The following is a 15,915-nucleotide window of genomic DNA, read 5'->3' as shown; positions in this document are numbered from 1 at the left end:
TTTCTCACAACGTAATGCGGTTCATGTAATTGCCGAACGCCTGCAAATAACGCGGGATCGGAATCAGGAAGGCGTCGTGGCCCTGGGGTGCGTCGATTTCCAGGTAGCTGACGTCCTTGCGCGCGGCCATCAGCGCGTCCACCAGTTCCCGCGAACGGGCCGGGGAGAAGCGCCAGTCGGTGGTGAACGACATCACGCAGAACCTGGCTTTCGCACCTTCGAAGGTTTTCGCCAGGTTATCGTTGAAGTTCGCTGCCGGATCGAAGTAGTCCAGCGCCTTGGTCATCAACAGATAGGTGTTGGCATCGAAGCGCCCGGAGAACTCTTCGCCCTGATAGCGCAGGTAGCTTTCGACCTGGAACTCGACGCTGTGGAAGTCGTAGTTGAGCTTTTCGCTCTTCAGGCCACGGCCGAATTTCTCGCCCATGGAGTCGTCGGACAGGTAGGTGATGTGCCCGACCATCCGCGCCAGCATCAGGCCGCGCTTGGGGATTACGCCGTGTTCCTGGAACGAGCCACCGTGGAATTCCGGGTCGGTGAGGATCGCCTGGCGCGCCACTTCGTTGAAGGCGATGTTCTGCGCCGACAGCTTGGGGGCCGAGGCGATGGCCAGGCAGTGGCGCACGCGATCCGGGTAAGTGATGGTCCATTGCAGCGCCTGCATGCCGCCGAGGCTGCCACCGATCACCGCGGCCCATTGGCCGATGCCGAGCAGGTCGGCCAGACGTGCCTGGCTGTGCACCCAGTCTTCCACGGTCAGCACCGGAAAGTCGGCGCCGAACGGCTTGCCGGTTTCCGGGTTGAGGCTGCTCGGGCCGGTGGAGCCGTTGCAACCGCCGAGGTTGTTCAGGCTGACCACGAAGAACTTGTTGGTGTCGATCGGTTTGCCGGGACCGATGCAGCTGTCCCACCAACCGGGCTTGCGGTCGTCGACGCTGTGATAACCCGCAGCGTGGTGGTGGCCGGACAAGGCATGGCAGATCAGCACGGCGTTGCTCGCTTGCGCGTTCAGCGTGCCGTAGGTTTCGTAGATCAGGTCATAATCGGCCAGCGAACGGCCGCAGGCCAGGGCCAGCGGTTCGCTGAAGTGCGCCGTTTGCGGCGTCACCAGACCAACAGAATCGGGGGGAAAGGCAGCTGGCATCGACCCTGCTCTCGTTGAAATGAGGCGTAAGTCTAAAGACCGGTGGGGTTAGCGGCAAGCAACGATCAGGGGCGGCAGAGCCCCGGCAGATCCGGCAGCTTTTTCGGTGCGCTGATGCGCACTCGCTTCTGCTGGTTCAGCTCACCACTGAGCAAACTGACCTGACTCTTGGAAACCCCAAAAGCCTTGGCCAGAAACCCCATCAGGTAGGCATTGGCCTTGCCCTCGACCGGCGGCGCGGTCAGGCGGATCTTCAGGCGATCGCCGTGCAGCCCGCAGAAATCATCGCTGCGGGCGGCCGGTTGCAGGTGACACTCCAGAATCAGGTCGTCACCGTCCCAGCGAAACCAGCTCACATCAGCAGGCGCAGGATTTCCGGCATCATCGTCATCGCCGCGAGGTTGTTGATCACCAGCATGTCGATCAGCTTCAGCACGAGGAAGGCGAAGATCGGCGACAGGTCCAGACCGCCGAGGTTCGGCAGGATGCGGCGGAACGGCGCCAAGGCCGGTTCACAGATCTGGTTCACCAGCTCGGCGCCCGGATTGTGGCTGCCCGGTGCGACCCAGGACAGGATGATGCTGATGATCATGGCCCAGAAGAAAATCTTCAGGAACAGCGCCGTCACGCCGATCAGCGACCAGATCAGCAGTTGCAGCGGGTTACCGGTGGTGCCGTAGGTCAGCAGCAGGGTCAGCGCCATCAGCGCCAGTTGCACGAGGATCGCCAGTACCAGCGACGACATGTCGAGGCCGAACAGGCTCGGAATGATCCGGCGCAGTGGCTTGAGCAGCGGCTGGGTGGCCTTGACCACGAACTGGCACAGCGGGTTGTAGAAGTTCGCCCGCACCAGTTGCAGAACGAAGCGCAGCAGCACGATCAGCAGGTACAGGCTGCCGAGGGTTTGCAGCACGTAGACCGCTGCGGTGTTCAATCCAATCATGTGAGGCTCCTTATTTGCCCAGTTGTTCGGCCATTTCGGCCGAGCGGTGCGCGGCGGCGCCGAGTGCTTTTTCCACCAGGGCTTCGAAGCCGCCGGCCTGGAACGATTTGATTGCAGCTTCCGTGGTGCCGGCCGGCGAGGTCACGCGGCGGCGCAGTTCGGCAGCGTCGACGTCACTGGACACCGCCATATGCGCGGCGCCCAGAGCGGTCTGCAGGGTCAGTTGCTCGGCGGTTTCCTTCGGCAGGCCGAGTTTGACGCCGGCGGCGGTCATGGCTTCGATCAGCAGGAAGAAGTACGCCGGGCCGGAACCGGAGACGGCGGTGACCGCGTCCAGTTGCTGCTCTTCGTTCAGCCACAGGGCGATGCCCACGGCGGACAGCAGTTCTTCAGCCTGTTGGCGTTGTTCGGCGCTCACGGCGCCGGTGGCGTACAAGCCGCTCACGCCCTGACGCAGCAGCGCCGGGGTGTTCGGCATGCAGCGCACGATCGGTTGCTCGCCGAGCCATGCGGTCATGCTGGCGCAGGTGATGCCGGCGGCGATCGAGACCACCAGTTGATTCGGTTTCAGGCTCGGGCGAATCGCTTCGCACACGGCTTTCATGGCCTGTGGCTTGACCGCCAGCACGACAACGTCAGCGCCGTCGATGGCCTGGGCGTTGTCGGCGAAGGTTTCGATGCCGTGTTCGGCGCTGACTTTGGCGCGGGTTTCTTCGCCCGGATCGCTGGCGCGAATGTGTGCAGCTTCCAGACCCTTGGCCCGCAGGCCGCCGATCAGGCTGGCGGCCATGTTGCCGGCACCGATAAAGGCAATACGTGTGTTGCTCATGTCAGGTCCTTATCTGGAAATGGTCAAGATTGGGAATAGTCGCGGGCGCCGAACAGGGCCGTACCGATACGGACCCAGGTCGCGCCCTGGGCAATGGCCGACTCGAGGTCGTGGCTCATGCCCATGGAAAGTGTGTCGAGCGGCAGATCGAGGCCGGCCTGCAATTTCTGAACGGCAGCGAATGCAGCGTCTTGCTCGGCGCGATCTTCGGTCGGCTCGGGAATCGCCATCAACCCGCGCAGTTTCAGGCGCGGCAGGGCGCTGATGGCCTGGGCCAGGGCCGGCAGGTCTAGCGGGGTGCAGCCGGACTTGCTGGCTTCACCGCTGACGTTGACCTGAATGCAGATGTTCAGTGGCGGCAGATCCGCCGGGCGTTGCTCGGACAGGCGTTGGGCGATTTTCAGACGATCCACGGAGTGCACCCAGGCGAAATGCTCGGCAATCGAGCGGGTCTTGTTCGACTGAATGGGGCCGATGAAGTGCCAGATCAAGGGCAGGTCGGCCAGTTCGAGCTGCTTGCCCAAGGCCTCTTGCAGGTAGTTCTCGCCGAAATCGCGCAGGCCGGCGGCGTACGCTTCGCGCAGGGCTTGTGCCGGTTTGGTCTTGCTCACGGCGAGCAGCTGGACGCTGTTTTCATCGCGTCCGGCCGCTTTGACGGCTGCTTGAATACGCGAACTAACCAGTTGGATGTTGTCTGCTATCGTGGACATCAAATCCTGCCTGAAAAGTGCCTGCACTCGATCATGCGGCGTTAAAAGTCGCCTCAGAATGCTCATTGACTGACGTCAACTCCGCTTCTTCGCCGACTTTTGCCTTGCCTGATCATCGTTCGGCTACTTTTCAGGCAGGATTTGGCGCCAGCGGTCTGAAGGTTCGCGGCATTCTACTGGAATTGAGGGACGCTATGGATATCACTGAACTGCTGGCCTTCAGCGCCAAACAGGGTGCTTCCGACCTGCACCTGTCGGCCGGTCTGCCGCCGATGATCCGCGTGGATGGCGACGTGCGGCGGATCAATCTGCCGGCGCTGGATCACCAGCAAGTGCACGAGCTGATCTACGACATCATGAACGACACCCAGCGGGTGGACTTCGAGAAACATCTGGAAACCGACTTTTCCTTCGAAGTCCCCGGCGTGGCGCGCTTTCGGGTCAATGCCTTCAACCAGAACCGGGGCGCCGGGGCGGTGTTCCGGACCATCCCGTCAAAAGTGCTGACCATGGAAGACCTGGCCATGGGCGACGTCTTTCGCAAGATCACCGATGCGCCGCGCGGGCTGGTGCTGGTGACCGGACCGACCGGCTCCGGCAAGTCCACGACACTGGCGGCGATGATCGATTACCTCAACACCCATCGTCATCACCACATCCTGACCATCGAAGATCCGATCGAATTTGTCCACGAATCGCGCAAATGCCTGATCAATCAGCGCGAAGTCCATCGTGATACCCGCAGTTTCGCCACTGCGTTGCGCTCAGCGCTGCGCGAAGACCCGGATGTGATCCTGGTGGGCGAGATGCGCGATCTGGAAACCATCCGCCTGGCGCTGACCGCGGCCGAGACCGGGCACCTGGTGTTCGGTACCTTGCACACCACGTCGGCAGCCAAGACCATCGACCGGGTGGTGGACGTGTTCCCCGGGGACGAAAAGTCCATGGTGCGCTCGATGCTGTCGGAGTCGTTGCTGGCGGTAGTCTCGCAGACGCTGATCAAGAAGATCGGCGGCGGTCGGGTGGCGGCGCACGAGATCATGCTGGGTACGTCGGCGATCCGTAACCTGATCCGCGAGGACAAGGTGGCGCAGATGTATTCGGCGATACAGACCGGTGGCTCGCTGGGAATGCAGACACTCGACATGTGCCTGAAGGATCTGGTGACCAAGGGCTTGATCAGCCGTGAACATGCGCGGGAGAAAGCGCGCACGCCAGATAAATTCTGAGGGGGATTTTCGGTGTTACCACCGGCCCTTCGCGAGCAAGCCCGCTCCCACATTGGAATGCGGTTCCATGTGGGAGCGGGCTTGCTTGCGAAGGGGGCAGTACTGGTTAAGCAAATCCTGGATCAGTCAACTTAGCGCTGAACCACGCGCATCTGCCCTTGCTCTTTCGGCAATACGCGTTTGGCCACCACGTAATGCTTTTCCCAGTACGGCTTGTTCAGAGTGTCGATGCTCACCGCTTTGCCGCGCCGTGGCGCATGGATGAACCGGTCGTTGCCCAGGTAGATGGCAACGTGATTGACCCGACGGCTCTTGATGTTGAAGAAAATCAGGTCGCCCGGCTTCAGGTCCTTGCGTTCGACTTTCTCGCCGTGACCACTGGCCATGGCGTTCGAGGTGCGTGGCAGGTCGAACGTGGCGTCGTTGAACGCGTATTTCACCAGACCGCTGCAGTCGAAGCCTTTACTCGGGCTGCTGCCGCCCCAACGGTATGGCGTACCGAGGACGTTTACCGCGCGACTGAGGACGTTGCTGCTTTCCTTGGTCGCCATCGGTGGCACCAGCTTGCTTCGGCCGGTGCTGCTCAGCGTGGTGTGCTTGACCTGTTTGCCTTTGTTCGAAGGAGCAGAGGCATGGGATTTAGGTGTGAAACCGTTAACGTTTGGAAGACGTTGCTCACGATTGGTGGCGTGGGCGGCCAGTGGCATTAATAGGCAAATAGTTAGCCATGTCTTGAAAAATGGACGCATTAGGCAGGGCTCTTGATGTGTTAGCGCGCAACTTTATAACAGCTTTTTTGTCACTTCCGAGGCCGTTGGTCGATTCAATCCGATGCCAACGGAACCAAATAAGCGGCAAAAAGACGCAATTGTCGGACAGAAGTCCGGTGCTATAAGGCTTTGACGGGACACACGCTAGCATTTGCCATACGTCGGCTACCTGTAAAAAAGTCACAAAGAATTAAAGAATATTTATCTATCGCGTGTATCGAGGTCTTAATGAACGGCTATCAGCTGCCCCGTGTGAAGGAAAAAGACACCCACAGCAAGGTGATCGGTTACCTGTTGTGGATTTTCGGTTTCACAGGCTCCCACCGCTTCTATTACGGCAAGCCGGTGACCGGCACGATCTGGTTTTTCACTTTCGGGTTGCTGGGGATCGGCTGGCTGATCGACGTGTTCCTGATCCCGGCGATGGATCGCGAAGCCGACCTGCGTTTCGCCGCGGGCCCGATCGAGTACAACGTGGCGTGGATTCTGCTGACCTTCCTCGGCGCGCTCGGCGTGCACCGGATGTATCAGGGCAAGTGGATCAGCGGGTTGGTGTATCTGCTGACCGGCGGGTTGTTCTTTCTTGGGGTGCTGTATGACTTCTGGACGCTGAACGATCAGGTGTCGGTGCGTAATGCCGAAGGGCGGGGCGCCTTTCAGTAAGTGATGGCGAGGGAGCTGGCTCCCTCGCCATTTTTTTTACGCCTGGTGACTGATCCGGCCATCCACCAAGGTGTAACGCACCACACCCGGCAGGCTATGGCCGAGGAACGGGCAGTTCTCGCCTTTCGACAGCCAGGTTTCGCCGGCAACGGTCGAGGCCTTCGGATCGAACAGCACGATATCCGCCGCACCCCCCACCGCCAGCTTGCCCGCCGGCAGGCGCAGGGCCTCGGCCGGGCCGGCGCTCAGGCGGGCCAGCAGGGTCGGCAGGTCCAGCAGACCATCCTCGACCAGCGTCATCGCCAGCGGCAGCAGCAATTCGACGCTGCTGATGCCCGGTTCGGTGGCGCCGAACGGTGCCAGTTTGGCATCGCGTTCATGGGGCTGGTGATGGCTGGAAATCGCCGAAACCACGCCGGACTTCACTGCTTCACGCAGGCCGTCGCGGTCGGCGCGGGTGCGCAGCGGCGGTTGCACGTGATACAGGCTGCTGAAGTCGATCAGCGCTTCGTCCGTCAGGATCAACTGATACAGGGCGACATCCGCCGTGACTTTCAAACCACGAGCCTGGGCCTGAGCGATCAAGGCCACGCCGCGAGCACTGGTCAGCTGGCTGAAGTGCGCACGCACGCCGGTTTGCTCGACCAGCAGCAGATCACGGGCCAGGGCCACGGTTTCAGCGGTTTCCGGGATGCCTGGCAGGCCGAGGAAGCTGGCGGTGGCACCTTCGTGGGCCAGGCCGCCGTCGGCGAGGTCGTGATCCTGCGAGTTGAAAATCACCGTCAGGTCGAACGTTGCCGCGTAATCCAGCGCCCGGCACAGGGTGCGGGTGTTGCGGAAGCTTTCCAGGCCGTTGCCGAACGCTACGCAACCGGCGTCACGCAGGGCAACCAGTTCTGCGAGCTGTTCGCCATCCAGACCTTTGCTCAGCGCGCCGATCGGGAACACCTTGGTGTTGCCGGCCTCGCGGGCGCGGTCGAGGATCAGTTCGGCCACGGCGGAGGTGTCGAGCACCGGTTTGGTTTTCGGTGGGCAGCACAGGCTGGTCACACCACCGGCCGCAGCGGCGCGGGTTTCGCTGGCGATGGTGCCTTTGCGGCTGTAGCCCGGCTCGCGCAGGGCGACGTTCAGGTCGACCAGCCCCGGAGCGGCCACCAGGCCTGTGGCGTCGATGGTTTCGACGGCGGTGAAACCGGCCGGTGCCGCGCCGAGGGCGACGATCTTGCAGGCTTCAACGTGAATATCGGTGATTTGATCCAGGCCGCTGCTTGGATCGATGACGCGGGCGCCGAGAATGCTGAGCTTCACTGGGCGTTCTCCTGCTCGAATTGACGTTGCGCCGTTTGCCCGCTCATGGCCATCGACAGCACGGCCATACGGATCGCGATGCCGTAGGTGACTTGATTGAGGATCACCGAGTGCGGGCCGTCGGCCACCGCCGACTCGATCTCCACGCCGCGGTTGATCGGCCCCGGGTGCATGACGATGCAATCGGGCTTGGCGCCGGCCAGGCGCGCGGTGGTCAGGCCGAACAGGCGGTAGAACTCGCCTTCGCTCGGCAGCAGGCCGCCGGTCATGCGCTCACGCTGCAGGCGCAGCATGATCACCACGTCGACGTCTTTCAGGCCTTCGGTCATGTCGGTGTAGACCTTCACGCCGTATTGCTCGATGCCGATCGGCAGCAGGGTTTTCGGCGCGATCACGCGGATGTCCGGGCAGCCGAGGGTCTTCAGGGCGAGCATGTTCGAGCGCGCCACCCGCGAGTGCAGGATGTCGCCGACGATGGCTACCGAGAGGTTCTCGAAACCGCCCTTGTGGCGGCGGATGGTCAGCATGTCGAGCATGCCCTGGGTCGGGTGCGCGTGTCGGCCGTCGCCGCCGTTGATGATCGCCACCTGCGGGCAGACATGTTCGGCGATGAAGTGCGCGGCGCCCGAGTCACCGTGGCGCACGACGAACATGTCGGCAGCCATGGCTTCGAGGTTGCGCAGGGTATCGAGCAGGGTTTCGCCCTTGCTGGCCGACGAGGTCGACACGTTCAGGGTGATCACGTCCGCCGACAGGCGCTGGGCCGCGAGTTCGAAGGTGGTGCGGGTGCGGGTCGAGTTTTCGAAGAACACGTTGCACACGGTCTTGCCGCGCAACAACGGAACCTTCTTCACGGCCCGGGCGCCGACTTCGAGGAACGAGTCGGCGGTGTCGAGGATTTCCGTCAGCAACTCGCGGCGCAGGCCGTCGAGCGAGAGGAAGTGGCGCAGCTGGCCCTGATCATTGAGCTGCAGCGGGCGCTTGGTATCTAGAGGCGTCATCGCGAGGGGGACTCTCAATAGGGCGGATTAAAGGGCAAGGTCTTGCAGTTCGAGTGCCAGCTCCGGACCGGACAGCTTGACCCGCTCGTGGGCGGCCAGCGACAGGGTCGCGCCGACCACGTTGGGGCGGATCGGCAGTTCGCCGGCGTCCAGGTCCAGCAGACAGACCAGCGTCACGCTGGCCGGGCGGCCGTAGTCGAACAGTTCGTTCATGGCGGCGCGGATGGTCCGGCCGCTCATCAGTACGTCGTCGATCAGCACCAGATGCTGGCCTTCGATTTCGAAGGGCAGGGCGGACGGGCGCACTTGCGGGTGCAGGCCGTTCTGGCTGAAGTCGTCGCGGTAGAAGGAAACATCCAGCGTGCCCAATGGCGCGTCGCTGCCCAGCTCTGCGAGCAGGGCCTGGGCGACCCAGACGCCGCCGGTGCGGATGCCGATGTAACGCGGTTCGCTGATTTCACGCTGGGCAAGGTGCGCCTTGAGGCGGGTCGCCATCTGGCTGATCAGATCGGCGGGATTGGGCAGGCTCATGGTTGCTCCTTCTCGGGGTCGAGCCGGTTCTCGCGAACCGGGGCTCGGGTTGTAACCAAAAGAAAAGCGCCGTAGCGCTTGTCAGGATTCAAATAGTGCGGTGTTTTCGTCGAGCCAGCCTTGCAGCAGCAGGGCGGCGGCGATGGCGTCCACCGGGTTGTCGCGGTAGCTGCCTTTCTGCCCACCGCGTACCAGTCGTTCGCCCTTGGCTTCGAAGGTGGTCAGGCGTTCATCGTGGGTATAGAAAGGCAGGTTGAAGCGGCCGTTGAGGCGGCGGGCGAATTTCTCGGCGCGGGCGCACATCTCGCTGGGCGTGCCGTCCATGTTCAGCGGCAGGCCGACCACCACGGCGTCGGGCTTCCATTCCTTTATCAGGGCTTCGACCTGATTCCAGTCCGGCACACCGTTTTGCGCCTTCAAGGTGCACAGTTCGCGGGCCTGGCCGGTAATCACCTGGCCGACCGCCACGCCGATCTGTTTGGTGCCGTAGTCGAAGCCGAGGATCAGGCGCAGGGCCATCAGGCGTGTCCTGCCTGGCTGGTCAGCAGGCTGAGGTTGATCCCCAGGTGCCTGGCCGCCGCTTCCAGGCGCAGTTCGCTGCTGGTGTTGAACAGGATGTCGGCGTCGTACGGGCAGGTCAGCCAGGCATTGTCGGCCAGCTCGGCTTCCAGTTGTCCCGCTTCCCAGCCGGCATAACCGAGGGTGATCACGCTTTTGGCCGGGCCCACGCCGTCGGCGATGGCGAACAGCACGTCCTGCGAGGTGGACAGGGCCAGATCGCCCTCCAGCTCGACGGTGGCCTGGAACGTCTTGCCCGCCGGGTGCAGGACAAAACCGCGATCAGTCTGCACCGGGCCGCCGATGAAGATCGGCACATGCTGGCACAGCGCTGGCGGATCGATGTCCGGGCGCAATTGCTCGAGGATGTCGGCCAGATTCAGCTCTTGCGGTCGGTTGACCACCAGCCCCATGGCCCCATTGGCCGTGTGCTCGACGATGTAGGTCAAGGTGTGGGCAAAGTTCGGGTCGGCCATGTGTGGCATGGCGATCAGGAAGTGATGCTTGAGGTAGCTGGGGCTGACGTTTTTCATGTGCGCTAGTGTGGCGTTCGGGGGGCGAACTGACAAGCTGGAGCGGGCAAAAGATCGACTCAGTTACTGGACAGCCGGTCACCCCGGGCGAATTTCCAGGTGCGGATGATTTCCAGCCGGTCGATGTCCGACAGGTCCCCGGTAAACGGTGCAAACGGTGCCGCCAGTCGCACGATACGTTGCGCCGCCTGATCCAGCAGCGGCTGGCCGGAAGACTCCAGCACCAGCACTTCATACAGCGAGCCGTCGCGGTTGATCGACACCATCAGGCGCAGATTGCCGTAGATCTGCTTGCGCCGGGCTTCGTCGGGGTAATTGAGGTTGCCGATGCGCTCGACCTTCTTGCGCCACTCGTCCTTGTACCAGGCACCCTTGTCGCGCATGGTCGACGCAGCGCTGAGGCGGTGGATGCGCGGGCGCTTGGCGTACAGCTGTTGTTCGTTGGCCAGTTCGGCTTCGAGGCTGGCGATGTCGCTGGAGAGCTGCGAGCTGTCGAAGGTCGGTGCATCGACCGTCGGTTTGGTCTCGCTCTTGGCTTCTTCTTTCTTGGTCGGCGCCTTTTTCGGTTTCGGCGCGACGGTGGTCACGGCCGCCTTGGGCGCGGCTTCCTGCACTTCCGGCTTGGCGGCGGGCGGCGGGGTGACTTTCTTGACTTCATTTGCCTGGAACGGCGCGACCTCGGTGGTCTTGGGGATCGCCTTCTTGTCGAGGGTACCACTGCCTTCCTGGTTTTCCTGAGCGAGGAAATCGGCCTTCGCCGGCTTCTTTTCGCTCTTGAAGGTAGCGAGGGTGATTTCCAGGGTTTTGCTGATCTGCTTGGGCTCGACCATGGTGAAACCCACGCCGAGCAACAGCGCCAGATGGATCAGCGCCGCGAGAAACAGGGTAAATCCGAGGCGATCGACCGGGCGCACGCCTTTATGGGCGAGTTCAGCGGGCAGATCGGACGGAAGTGTCATGACAAGAAAACCAACATCGCGTTTTTCACAGGCCGCGCATGATAACGCAATGTTGGTTTCACGCCTTGGGCTTCAAGCATCAAGCGACAGGCTGCATGTGATGCACATCAAGCTTGCAGCTTTTTCTCGATGGCATCCATCAGCAGGCCGCCGATGTCGGTGCCGAAGGCATTGTCGATTTCGCGGATGCAGGTCGGGCTGGTGACGTTGATTTCGGTCAGGTGCTCGCCGATCACGTCCAGGCCGACGAACAGCAGGCCTTTTTCGCGCAAGGTCGGGCCGACCTGGGCGGCGATCCAGCGATCCTTGTCGGTCAACGGACGAGCTTCGCCACGGCCACCGGCTGCGAGGTTGCCACGGGTTTCGCCCTGGGCCGGAATCCGCGCCAGGCAATAATCCACCGGCTCGCCGTCGATCATCAGGATGCGCTTGTCGCCGTCCTTGATCGCCGGCAGGTAGGCCTGGCCCATGATCTGCTGGGCGCCGAGGGCGGTCAGGGTTTCCAGGATCACCGACAGGTTCGGGTCGCCGGCGCGGTGACGGAAGATCGAAGTACCGCCCATGCCGTCCAGCGGCTTGAGGATCACGTCGCCATGTTTGGCGGCGAATTCACGCAGCACGTCGGCGCGGCGGCTGACCACGGTTGGCGGCGTGCACTGCGGGAACAGCGTGGCGAACAGCTTTTCGTTGCAGTCGCGCAGGCTCTGCGGTTTGTTGACCACCAGCACCCCGGCGGACTCGGCCTGTTCGAGCAGGTAGGTGGAGTAGACGAACTCCATGTCGAACGGCGGATCCTTGCGCATCAGGATCACGTTCAGGTCGCTGAGCAGCGAATCCTGTTCGGCGCCCAGTTCGAACCATTTTTCCGGGTTGGCGAAGACTTTCAGCGGCTTCATTCGCGCCCGTGCCTGGCCTTCACCCTGGTAAAGGTCTTTCTGTTCCATATAGAACAGTTCCCAGCCGCGCTTCTGCGCCGCCAGCAGCATGGCCAGCGAGCTATCCTTTTTATAGGAAATGCTGGCGATTGGGTCCATGACAATCCCGACGCGAACGCTCATTGGGTTTTCCTCGAAAATTGGCTACCGGATCGGTATGAAAAAAGTGCCGCCAGAGTGGCGCCGGGCGGGTTTTCGGTCAAGGAAAAACCCGTCGATAGATTGCGTCTGGAGACTGTGCTAAAAAGGCTCCCAGCCGTGCTGGCCCTTGAGCATCAAGGGTTTCCAGCCATCAGTCATCGCAAAACGGACAAATTGATTCGCAAAGGCGACGGTAGAGCCCCCTTATGGAACAGCAGTCCAGCGCCTTGAAGGTCATGGTGATCGACGACTCGAAAACGATTCGTCGCACCGCCGAGACCCTGTTGAAAAATGCAGGGTGCGAAGTCATCACCGCGATCGACGGTTTTGACGCCCTGGCGAAGATCGCCGACCACCATCCCGGGATCATCTTTGTCGACATCATGATGCCGCGTCTGGATGGTTATCAGACCTGCGCTTTAATCAAGAACAACAATGCGTTCAAGGGCACGCCGGTGATCATGCTGTCGTCCCGGGACGGGCTGTTCGACAAGGCCAAGGGGCGGATTGTCGGTTCCGATCAATTTTTGACCAAGCCTTTCAGCAAGGAAGAACTGCTCGACGCGATCTCGGCCCATGTTCCGGGCTTCGCTGCCGCTTTGCCGCAGTAAGACACGCACAGAGACGCTCGGCCAGCGGGCCCGGTGTCGACAAGAAAAATGGGGAAGACCATGGCACGTATCCTGATCGTCGATGATTCGCCGACCGAAATGTACAAACTCACCGGCATGCTGGAAAAGCACGGGCACGAAGTGCTGAAAGCCGAAAACGGCGCCGACGGCGTGGCCCTGGCCCGCCAGGAAAAACCCGACGCGGTGCTGATGGACATCGTCATGCCCGGCCTCAACGGCTTTCAGGCTACCCGCCAGTTGACCAAGGATGCGGAAACCAGCCACATCCCGGTGATCATCATCACCACCAAGGATCAGGAGACTGACAAGGTCTGGGGCACCCGCCAGGGCGCCAGGGACTACCTGACCAAACCGGTCGACGAAGACACGCTGATCAAGACCCTGAACAACGTGCTGGCCGGTTGATCGCGCCGCCATGAGCGAGTCGCTGACCGCGTTCGAACTGTTGTGGCAGATCGACCAGCGCTGTCGCCTGCTGGCGGCGGACCTGCCGTCGCAACCGGCGCGCCAGGATCGCTGGAGCGGCATCGGCTTTCGTCTGGGCGAGCACTGGTACGTCACGCCGATGGGCGAAGTCAGCGAAGTGTTGCCCGAATTGCGTGTCACCCAGTTGCCGGGCGTGAAGCCGTGGGTCAAGGGTGTGGCCAACCTGCGCGGGCGGCTGCTGCCGGTCATGGACCTGTGCGGCTTTTTCGGCCATGAGCTGTCACCGATGCGCAAACAGCGGCGGGTATTGGTGGTAGAGCATCAGGACGTGTTTGCCGGGTTGCTGGTCGATGAAGTCTTCGGCCTGCAGCACTTCGAGCAGGACAGTTTCGAATCCGTCTCGATCAGTAAACGGCAAGGCTCCAAAGGCGAGTTCATCAAGGGCTATTTCCGGCGCGAGCAGAACTGGCGGGTGTTCAGCCTGTTTGCGCTGGCGCAGTCACCGAGTTTCATGCACGTCGCGGTTTAACAGGCGAGGACCGATGATCAAAGCAAAAACAGGCAAGCCCGCAGAAGGCTCGCGCAGCCGCTCGCAGATCATCGTGCTGTTCATCGCACTGATCGTGTTCATCATGCTGCTGTTCGCCAACTTCGCTTACCTCAACACCCAGGCCAACTACGACAAGCAGTACATCGGTCACGCCGGCGAGCTGCGGGTGCTGTCGCAGCGGATCGCCAAGAACGCCACCGAGGCTGCCGCCGGCAAAGCCGCCGCGTTCAAGCTGCTCAGCGATGCGCGCAACGATTTTGCCCAACGCTGGGGTTACCTCAAGAAGGGCGACCCGAGCACCGGCCTGCCGCCGGCGCCGTCCGTCGTGCGCCCGGAAATGCGCGCCGTGCAGCTGGACTGGGAACGCCTGCTGAAAAACACCGACGCGATTCTCTCCAGCGAGCAGACCGTGCTGTCCCTGCATCAGGTGGCCGCGACCCTGGCCGAAACCGTGCCGCAGTTGCAGATCGAATACGAAAAGGTCGTGGAAATCCTCCTGCAACGCGGTGCGCCGGCGGCGCAGGTGGCGATGGCCCAGCGTCAGTCGCTGCTGGCCGAGCGGATTCTCGGCGCGGTGAACACCGTGCTGTCGGGCGATGAAAACTCCCAGCAAGCCGCCGACGCTTTTGGTCGCGATGCCGCGCGCTTCGGTCAGGTGCTCAATGGCATGTTGCAAGGCAACCCGGCGCTGAAAGTCAGCCAGGTGGAAGACCGCGACGCCCGCGCTCGCTTGAGCGAGATTTCCGAGCTGTTTCAGTTTGTCTCAGGTTCCGTGGATGAAATCCTCGAAACCTCGCCGGAGCTGTTCAAGGTCCGTGAATCGGCCACCAATATTTTCAGCCTGTCGCAGACCTTGCTCGACGAAGCCTCGCACCTGGCCAGCCGTTTCGAAAACCTTGCCGGCGGGCGTAACACCGACACCATCGGCGGCTACGTACTGGGCCTGCTGGCGCTGGCCTCGATCATCCTGATCGGCCTGGTCATGGTCCGGGAAACCAACCGTCAGTTGCGCGAGACCGCAGAAAAGAACGAACGCAACCAGAACGCGATCATGCGCCTGCTCGACGAGATCGAAGACCTCGCCGACGGCGACCTGACCGTGACCGCCTCGGTGACCGAAGACTTCACCGGAACCATCGCCGACTCGATCAACTATTCGGTCGACCAGTTGCGCGATCTGGTCGCCACCATCAACCTCACCGCCGGCCAGGTCGCCGCTGCGGTGCAGGAAACCCAGGCCACCGCCATGCACCTGGCCCAGGCATCGGAGCATCAGGCCCAGCAGATTTCCGAAGCCTCGACCGCGATCAGCGACATGGCTCAGTCCATCGATCAGGTGTCGGCCAACGCCGCCGAATCCTCGGCAGTGGCCGAGCGTTCGGTGGAGATCGCCAACAAGGGCAACGAGGTGGTGCACAACACCATCCACGGCATGGACAACATTCGCGAACAGATCCAGGACACCGCCAAGCGCATCAAGCGCCTGGGCGAGTCGTCCCAGGAAATCGGCGACATCGTCAGCCTGATCGATGACATTGCTGACCAGACCAACATCCTCGCCCTCAACGCGGCGATTCAGGCGTCGATGGCCGGTGATGCCGGGCGCGGTTTTGCCGTGGTGGCCGACGAAGTGCAGCGGCTGGCCGAGCGCTCGTCCGCTGCGACCCGGCAGATCGAGACGCTGGTGCGGGCGATCCAGACCGACACCAACGAAGCCGTGATTTCCATGGAGCAGACCACCACCGAAGTGGTGCGCGGCGCGCGGCTGGCGCAGGATGCCGGGGTGGCCCTGGAAGAAATCGAAGGCGTGTCCAAGACCCTCGCGGCGCTGATCCAGAGCATTTCCAACGCGGCGCAGCAGCAGACGTCTTCGGCCGGGCAGATTTCCCTGACGATGAACGTGATCCAGCAGATCACTTCGCAGACCTCGTCCGGCTCCACGGCCACCGCCGAGAGCATCGGCAACCTGGCGAAAATGGCCAGCCAGTTGCGTCGCTCGGTGTCCGGGTTCACCTTGCCGGCGGCGTCTGCGCCCGTCTCGGACAAGGCGTGA

19 protein-coding genes are annotated in these 15,915 nt (G+C 62.2%); 6 read left to right on the top strand and 13 right to left on the bottom strand.

The genetic code is table 11. From position 1 onward, the window contains the following. Nucleotides 1-4: 4 nt before the first annotated feature. The 5 genes from K3819_RS27365 to K3819_RS27345 all read right to left on the bottom strand — a co-directional run bounded on the left by K3819_RS27365 (nucleotide 5) and on the right by K3819_RS27345 (nucleotide 3,626). Entirely contained in the window at nucleotides 5-1,144 is a 1,140-nt protein-coding gene (locus K3819_RS27365) for a homoserine O-acetyltransferase (RefSeq protein ID WP_039767930.1), read from the bottom strand. A gap of 65 nt (nucleotides 1,145-1,209) precedes the next feature. Further along, on the bottom strand, nucleotides 1,210-1,500 hold the full coding sequence (locus tag K3819_RS27360) for a DUF167 domain-containing protein (protein ID WP_221398270.1): 291 nt from the start codon (nucleotides 1,498-1,500) through the stop codon (nucleotides 1,210-1,212). Next, nucleotides 1,497-2,087 carry a YggT family protein gene (locus tag K3819_RS27355; protein WP_011336374.1) on the bottom strand — a complete coding sequence of 197 codons (591 nt, stop codon included), beginning with the start codon at nucleotides 2,085-2,087 and terminating at the stop codon, nucleotides 1,497-1,499. The genes K3819_RS27360 and K3819_RS27355 overlap by 4 nt, the downstream gene beginning before the upstream one ends. A gap of 10 nt (nucleotides 2,088-2,097) precedes the next feature. Beyond that, a complete protein-coding gene (gene proC, locus K3819_RS27350) occupies nucleotides 2,098-2,916 on the bottom strand; it encodes a pyrroline-5-carboxylate reductase (RefSeq protein ID WP_064600085.1) in 819 nt (272 codons plus the stop codon). 23 nt (nucleotides 2,917-2,939) lie between these two features. After that, nucleotides 2,940-3,626 carry a YggS family pyridoxal phosphate-dependent enzyme gene (locus tag K3819_RS27345; RefSeq protein WP_221398269.1) on the bottom strand — a complete coding sequence of 229 codons (687 nt, stop codon included), beginning with the start codon at nucleotides 3,624-3,626 and terminating at the stop codon, nucleotides 2,940-2,942. A gap of 194 nt (nucleotides 3,627-3,820) precedes the next feature. Between K3819_RS27345 and K3819_RS27340 the strand changes: the two genes are divergently transcribed. Then, nucleotides 3,821-4,855 carry a type IV pilus twitching motility protein PilT gene (locus K3819_RS27340; protein ID WP_221398268.1) on the top strand — a complete coding sequence of 345 codons (1,035 nt, stop codon included), beginning with the start codon at nucleotides 3,821-3,823 and terminating at the stop codon, nucleotides 4,853-4,855. A 131-nt stretch (nucleotides 4,856-4,986) separates the two neighbouring features. On the opposite strand, the gene K3819_RS27335 is transcribed toward K3819_RS27340, so the two are convergent. Further along, entirely contained in the window at nucleotides 4,987-5,604 is a 618-nt protein-coding gene (locus tag K3819_RS27335) for a C40 family peptidase (RefSeq protein ID WP_039767935.1), read from the bottom strand. A gap of 249 nt (nucleotides 5,605-5,853) precedes the next feature. On the opposite strand from K3819_RS27335, the gene K3819_RS27330 reads away from it, so the two are divergent. Beyond that, nucleotides 5,854-6,288: a TM2 domain-containing protein gene (locus K3819_RS27330; protein ID WP_064600078.1), complete on the top strand. Its 435-nt coding sequence runs from the start codon at nucleotides 5,854-5,856 to the stop codon at nucleotides 6,286-6,288. 36 nt (nucleotides 6,289-6,324) lie between these two features. On the opposite strand, the gene K3819_RS27325 is transcribed toward K3819_RS27330, so the two are convergent. The 7 genes from K3819_RS27325 to gshB form a co-directional block, all read right to left on the bottom strand. Beyond that, nucleotides 6,325-7,596, bottom strand: a complete 1,272-nt coding sequence (locus K3819_RS27325) for a dihydroorotase (protein ID WP_085611974.1) — start codon at nucleotides 7,594-7,596, stop codon at nucleotides 6,325-6,327. Next, a complete protein-coding gene (locus K3819_RS27320) occupies nucleotides 7,593-8,597 on the bottom strand; it encodes an aspartate carbamoyltransferase catalytic subunit (RefSeq protein WP_007913665.1) in 1,005 nt (334 codons plus the stop codon). Before K3819_RS27320 ends, K3819_RS27325 begins: the two co-directional genes overlap by 4 nt. Nucleotides 8,598-8,624: 27 nt before the next feature. Then, nucleotides 8,625-9,128, bottom strand: coding sequence for a bifunctional pyr operon transcriptional regulator/uracil phosphoribosyltransferase PyrR (gene pyrR, locus K3819_RS27315; protein ID WP_085646969.1), 504 nt, complete (start codon nucleotides 9,126-9,128; stop codon nucleotides 8,625-8,627). Nucleotides 9,129-9,209: 81 nt separating this feature from the next. After that, nucleotides 9,210-9,647: a Holliday junction resolvase RuvX gene (ruvX, locus tag K3819_RS27310; RefSeq protein WP_007953334.1), complete on the bottom strand. Its 438-nt coding sequence runs from the start codon at nucleotides 9,645-9,647 to the stop codon at nucleotides 9,210-9,212. Next, entirely contained in the window at nucleotides 9,647-10,219 is a 573-nt protein-coding gene (locus K3819_RS27305; RefSeq protein WP_011336368.1) for a YqgE/AlgH family protein, read from the bottom strand. Before K3819_RS27305 ends, ruvX begins: the two co-directional genes overlap by 1 nt. 59 nt (nucleotides 10,220-10,278) lie before the next feature. Continuing rightward, nucleotides 10,279-11,178, bottom strand: a complete 900-nt coding sequence (locus K3819_RS27300; RefSeq protein ID WP_221398267.1) for an energy transducer TonB — start codon at nucleotides 11,176-11,178, stop codon at nucleotides 10,279-10,281. A 107-nt stretch (nucleotides 11,179-11,285) separates the two neighbouring features. Then, nucleotides 11,286-12,236: a glutathione synthase gene (gshB, locus tag K3819_RS27295; RefSeq protein WP_064600070.1), complete on the bottom strand. Its 951-nt coding sequence runs from the start codon at nucleotides 12,234-12,236 to the stop codon at nucleotides 11,286-11,288. Between the two features lie 224 nt (nucleotides 12,237-12,460). Between gshB and pilG the strand changes: the two genes are divergently transcribed. The 4 genes from pilG to K3819_RS27275 are packed head-to-tail and all read left to right on the top strand — an operon-like array spanning nucleotide 12,461 to nucleotide 15,915. Further along, on the top strand, nucleotides 12,461-12,865 hold the full coding sequence (gene pilG, locus K3819_RS27290; RefSeq protein ID WP_007953330.1) for a twitching motility response regulator PilG: 405 nt from the start codon (nucleotides 12,461-12,463) through the stop codon (nucleotides 12,863-12,865). Between the two features lie 60 nt (nucleotides 12,866-12,925). Continuing rightward, complete coding sequence (gene pilH, locus K3819_RS27285) at nucleotides 12,926-13,291, top strand: twitching motility response regulator PilH (RefSeq protein ID WP_011336365.1); 366 nt, start codon at nucleotides 12,926-12,928, stop codon at nucleotides 13,289-13,291. 10 nt (nucleotides 13,292-13,301) lie between these two features. Continuing rightward, nucleotides 13,302-13,841, top strand: a complete 540-nt coding sequence (locus K3819_RS27280; RefSeq protein WP_007953327.1) for a chemotaxis protein CheW — start codon at nucleotides 13,302-13,304, stop codon at nucleotides 13,839-13,841. A 13-nt stretch (nucleotides 13,842-13,854) separates the two neighbouring features. Beyond that, the gene (locus K3819_RS27275; RefSeq protein WP_085611970.1) at nucleotides 13,855-15,915 is read left to right on the top strand and encodes a methyl-accepting chemotaxis protein; all 2,061 of its coding nucleotides are present in this window, start codon (nucleotides 13,855-13,857) and stop codon (nucleotides 15,913-15,915) included.

This window comes from Pseudomonas sp. 3-2 (assembly GCF_019710535.1).
GTDB classification, from domain to species: domain Bacteria; phylum Pseudomonadota; class Gammaproteobacteria; order Pseudomonadales; family Pseudomonadaceae; genus Aquipseudomonas; species Aquipseudomonas pharyngis.
Note: the sequence above shows the minus strand (reverse complement) of the source record. Positions and strands in the feature narration are given on the sequence as shown.

What these genes read in the sequence shown, in the direction of transcription:
- proC (WP_064600085.1), bottom strand. Translation starts at nt 2,916, where the DNA reads ATGAGCAACACACGTATTGCCTTTATCGGTGCCGGCAACATGGCCGCC.
- pilG (WP_007953330.1), top strand. Translation starts at nt 12,461, where the DNA reads ATGGAACAGCAGTCCAGCGCCTTGAAGGTCATGGTGATCGACGACTCG.
- K3819_RS27365 (WP_039767930.1), bottom strand. Translation starts at nt 1,144, where the DNA reads ATGCCAGCTGCCTTTCCCCCCGATTCTGTTGGTCTGGTGACGCCGCAA.
- K3819_RS27355 (WP_011336374.1), bottom strand. Translation starts at nt 2,087, where the DNA reads ATGATTGGATTGAACACCGCAGCGGTCTACGTGCTGCAAACCCTCGGC.
- pyrR (WP_085646969.1), bottom strand. Translation starts at nt 9,128, where the DNA reads ATGAGCCTGCCCAATCCCGCCGATCTGATCAGCCAGATGGCGACCCGC.
- ruvX (WP_007953334.1), bottom strand. Translation starts at nt 9,647, where the DNA reads ATGGCCCTGCGCCTGATCCTCGGCTTCGACTACGGCACCAAACAGATC.
- K3819_RS27275 (WP_085611970.1), top strand. Translation starts at nt 13,855, where the DNA reads ATGATCAAAGCAAAAACAGGCAAGCCCGCAGAAGGCTCGCGCAGCCGC.
- K3819_RS27335 (WP_039767935.1), bottom strand. Translation starts at nt 5,604, where the DNA reads ATGCGTCCATTTTTCAAGACATGGCTAACTATTTGCCTATTAATGCCA.
- K3819_RS27330 (WP_064600078.1), top strand. Translation starts at nt 5,854, where the DNA reads ATGAACGGCTATCAGCTGCCCCGTGTGAAGGAAAAAGACACCCACAGC.
- gshB (WP_064600070.1), bottom strand. Translation starts at nt 12,236, where the DNA reads ATGAGCGTTCGCGTCGGGATTGTCATGGACCCAATCGCCAGCATTTCC.
- K3819_RS27300 (WP_221398267.1), bottom strand. Translation starts at nt 11,178, where the DNA reads ATGACACTTCCGTCCGATCTGCCCGCTGAACTCGCCCATAAAGGCGTG.
- K3819_RS27345 (WP_221398269.1), bottom strand. Translation starts at nt 3,626, where the DNA reads ATGTCCACGATAGCAGACAACATCCAACTGGTTAGTTCGCGTATTCAA.
- K3819_RS27340 (WP_221398268.1), top strand. Translation starts at nt 3,821, where the DNA reads ATGGATATCACTGAACTGCTGGCCTTCAGCGCCAAACAGGGTGCTTCC.
- pilH (WP_011336365.1), top strand. Translation starts at nt 12,926, where the DNA reads ATGGCACGTATCCTGATCGTCGATGATTCGCCGACCGAAATGTACAAA.
- K3819_RS27280 (WP_007953327.1), top strand. Translation starts at nt 13,302, where the DNA reads ATGAGCGAGTCGCTGACCGCGTTCGAACTGTTGTGGCAGATCGACCAG.
- K3819_RS27320 (WP_007913665.1), bottom strand. Translation starts at nt 8,597, where the DNA reads ATGACGCCTCTAGATACCAAGCGCCCGCTGCAGCTCAATGATCAGGGC.
- K3819_RS27305 (WP_011336368.1), bottom strand. Translation starts at nt 10,219, where the DNA reads ATGAAAAACGTCAGCCCCAGCTACCTCAAGCATCACTTCCTGATCGCC.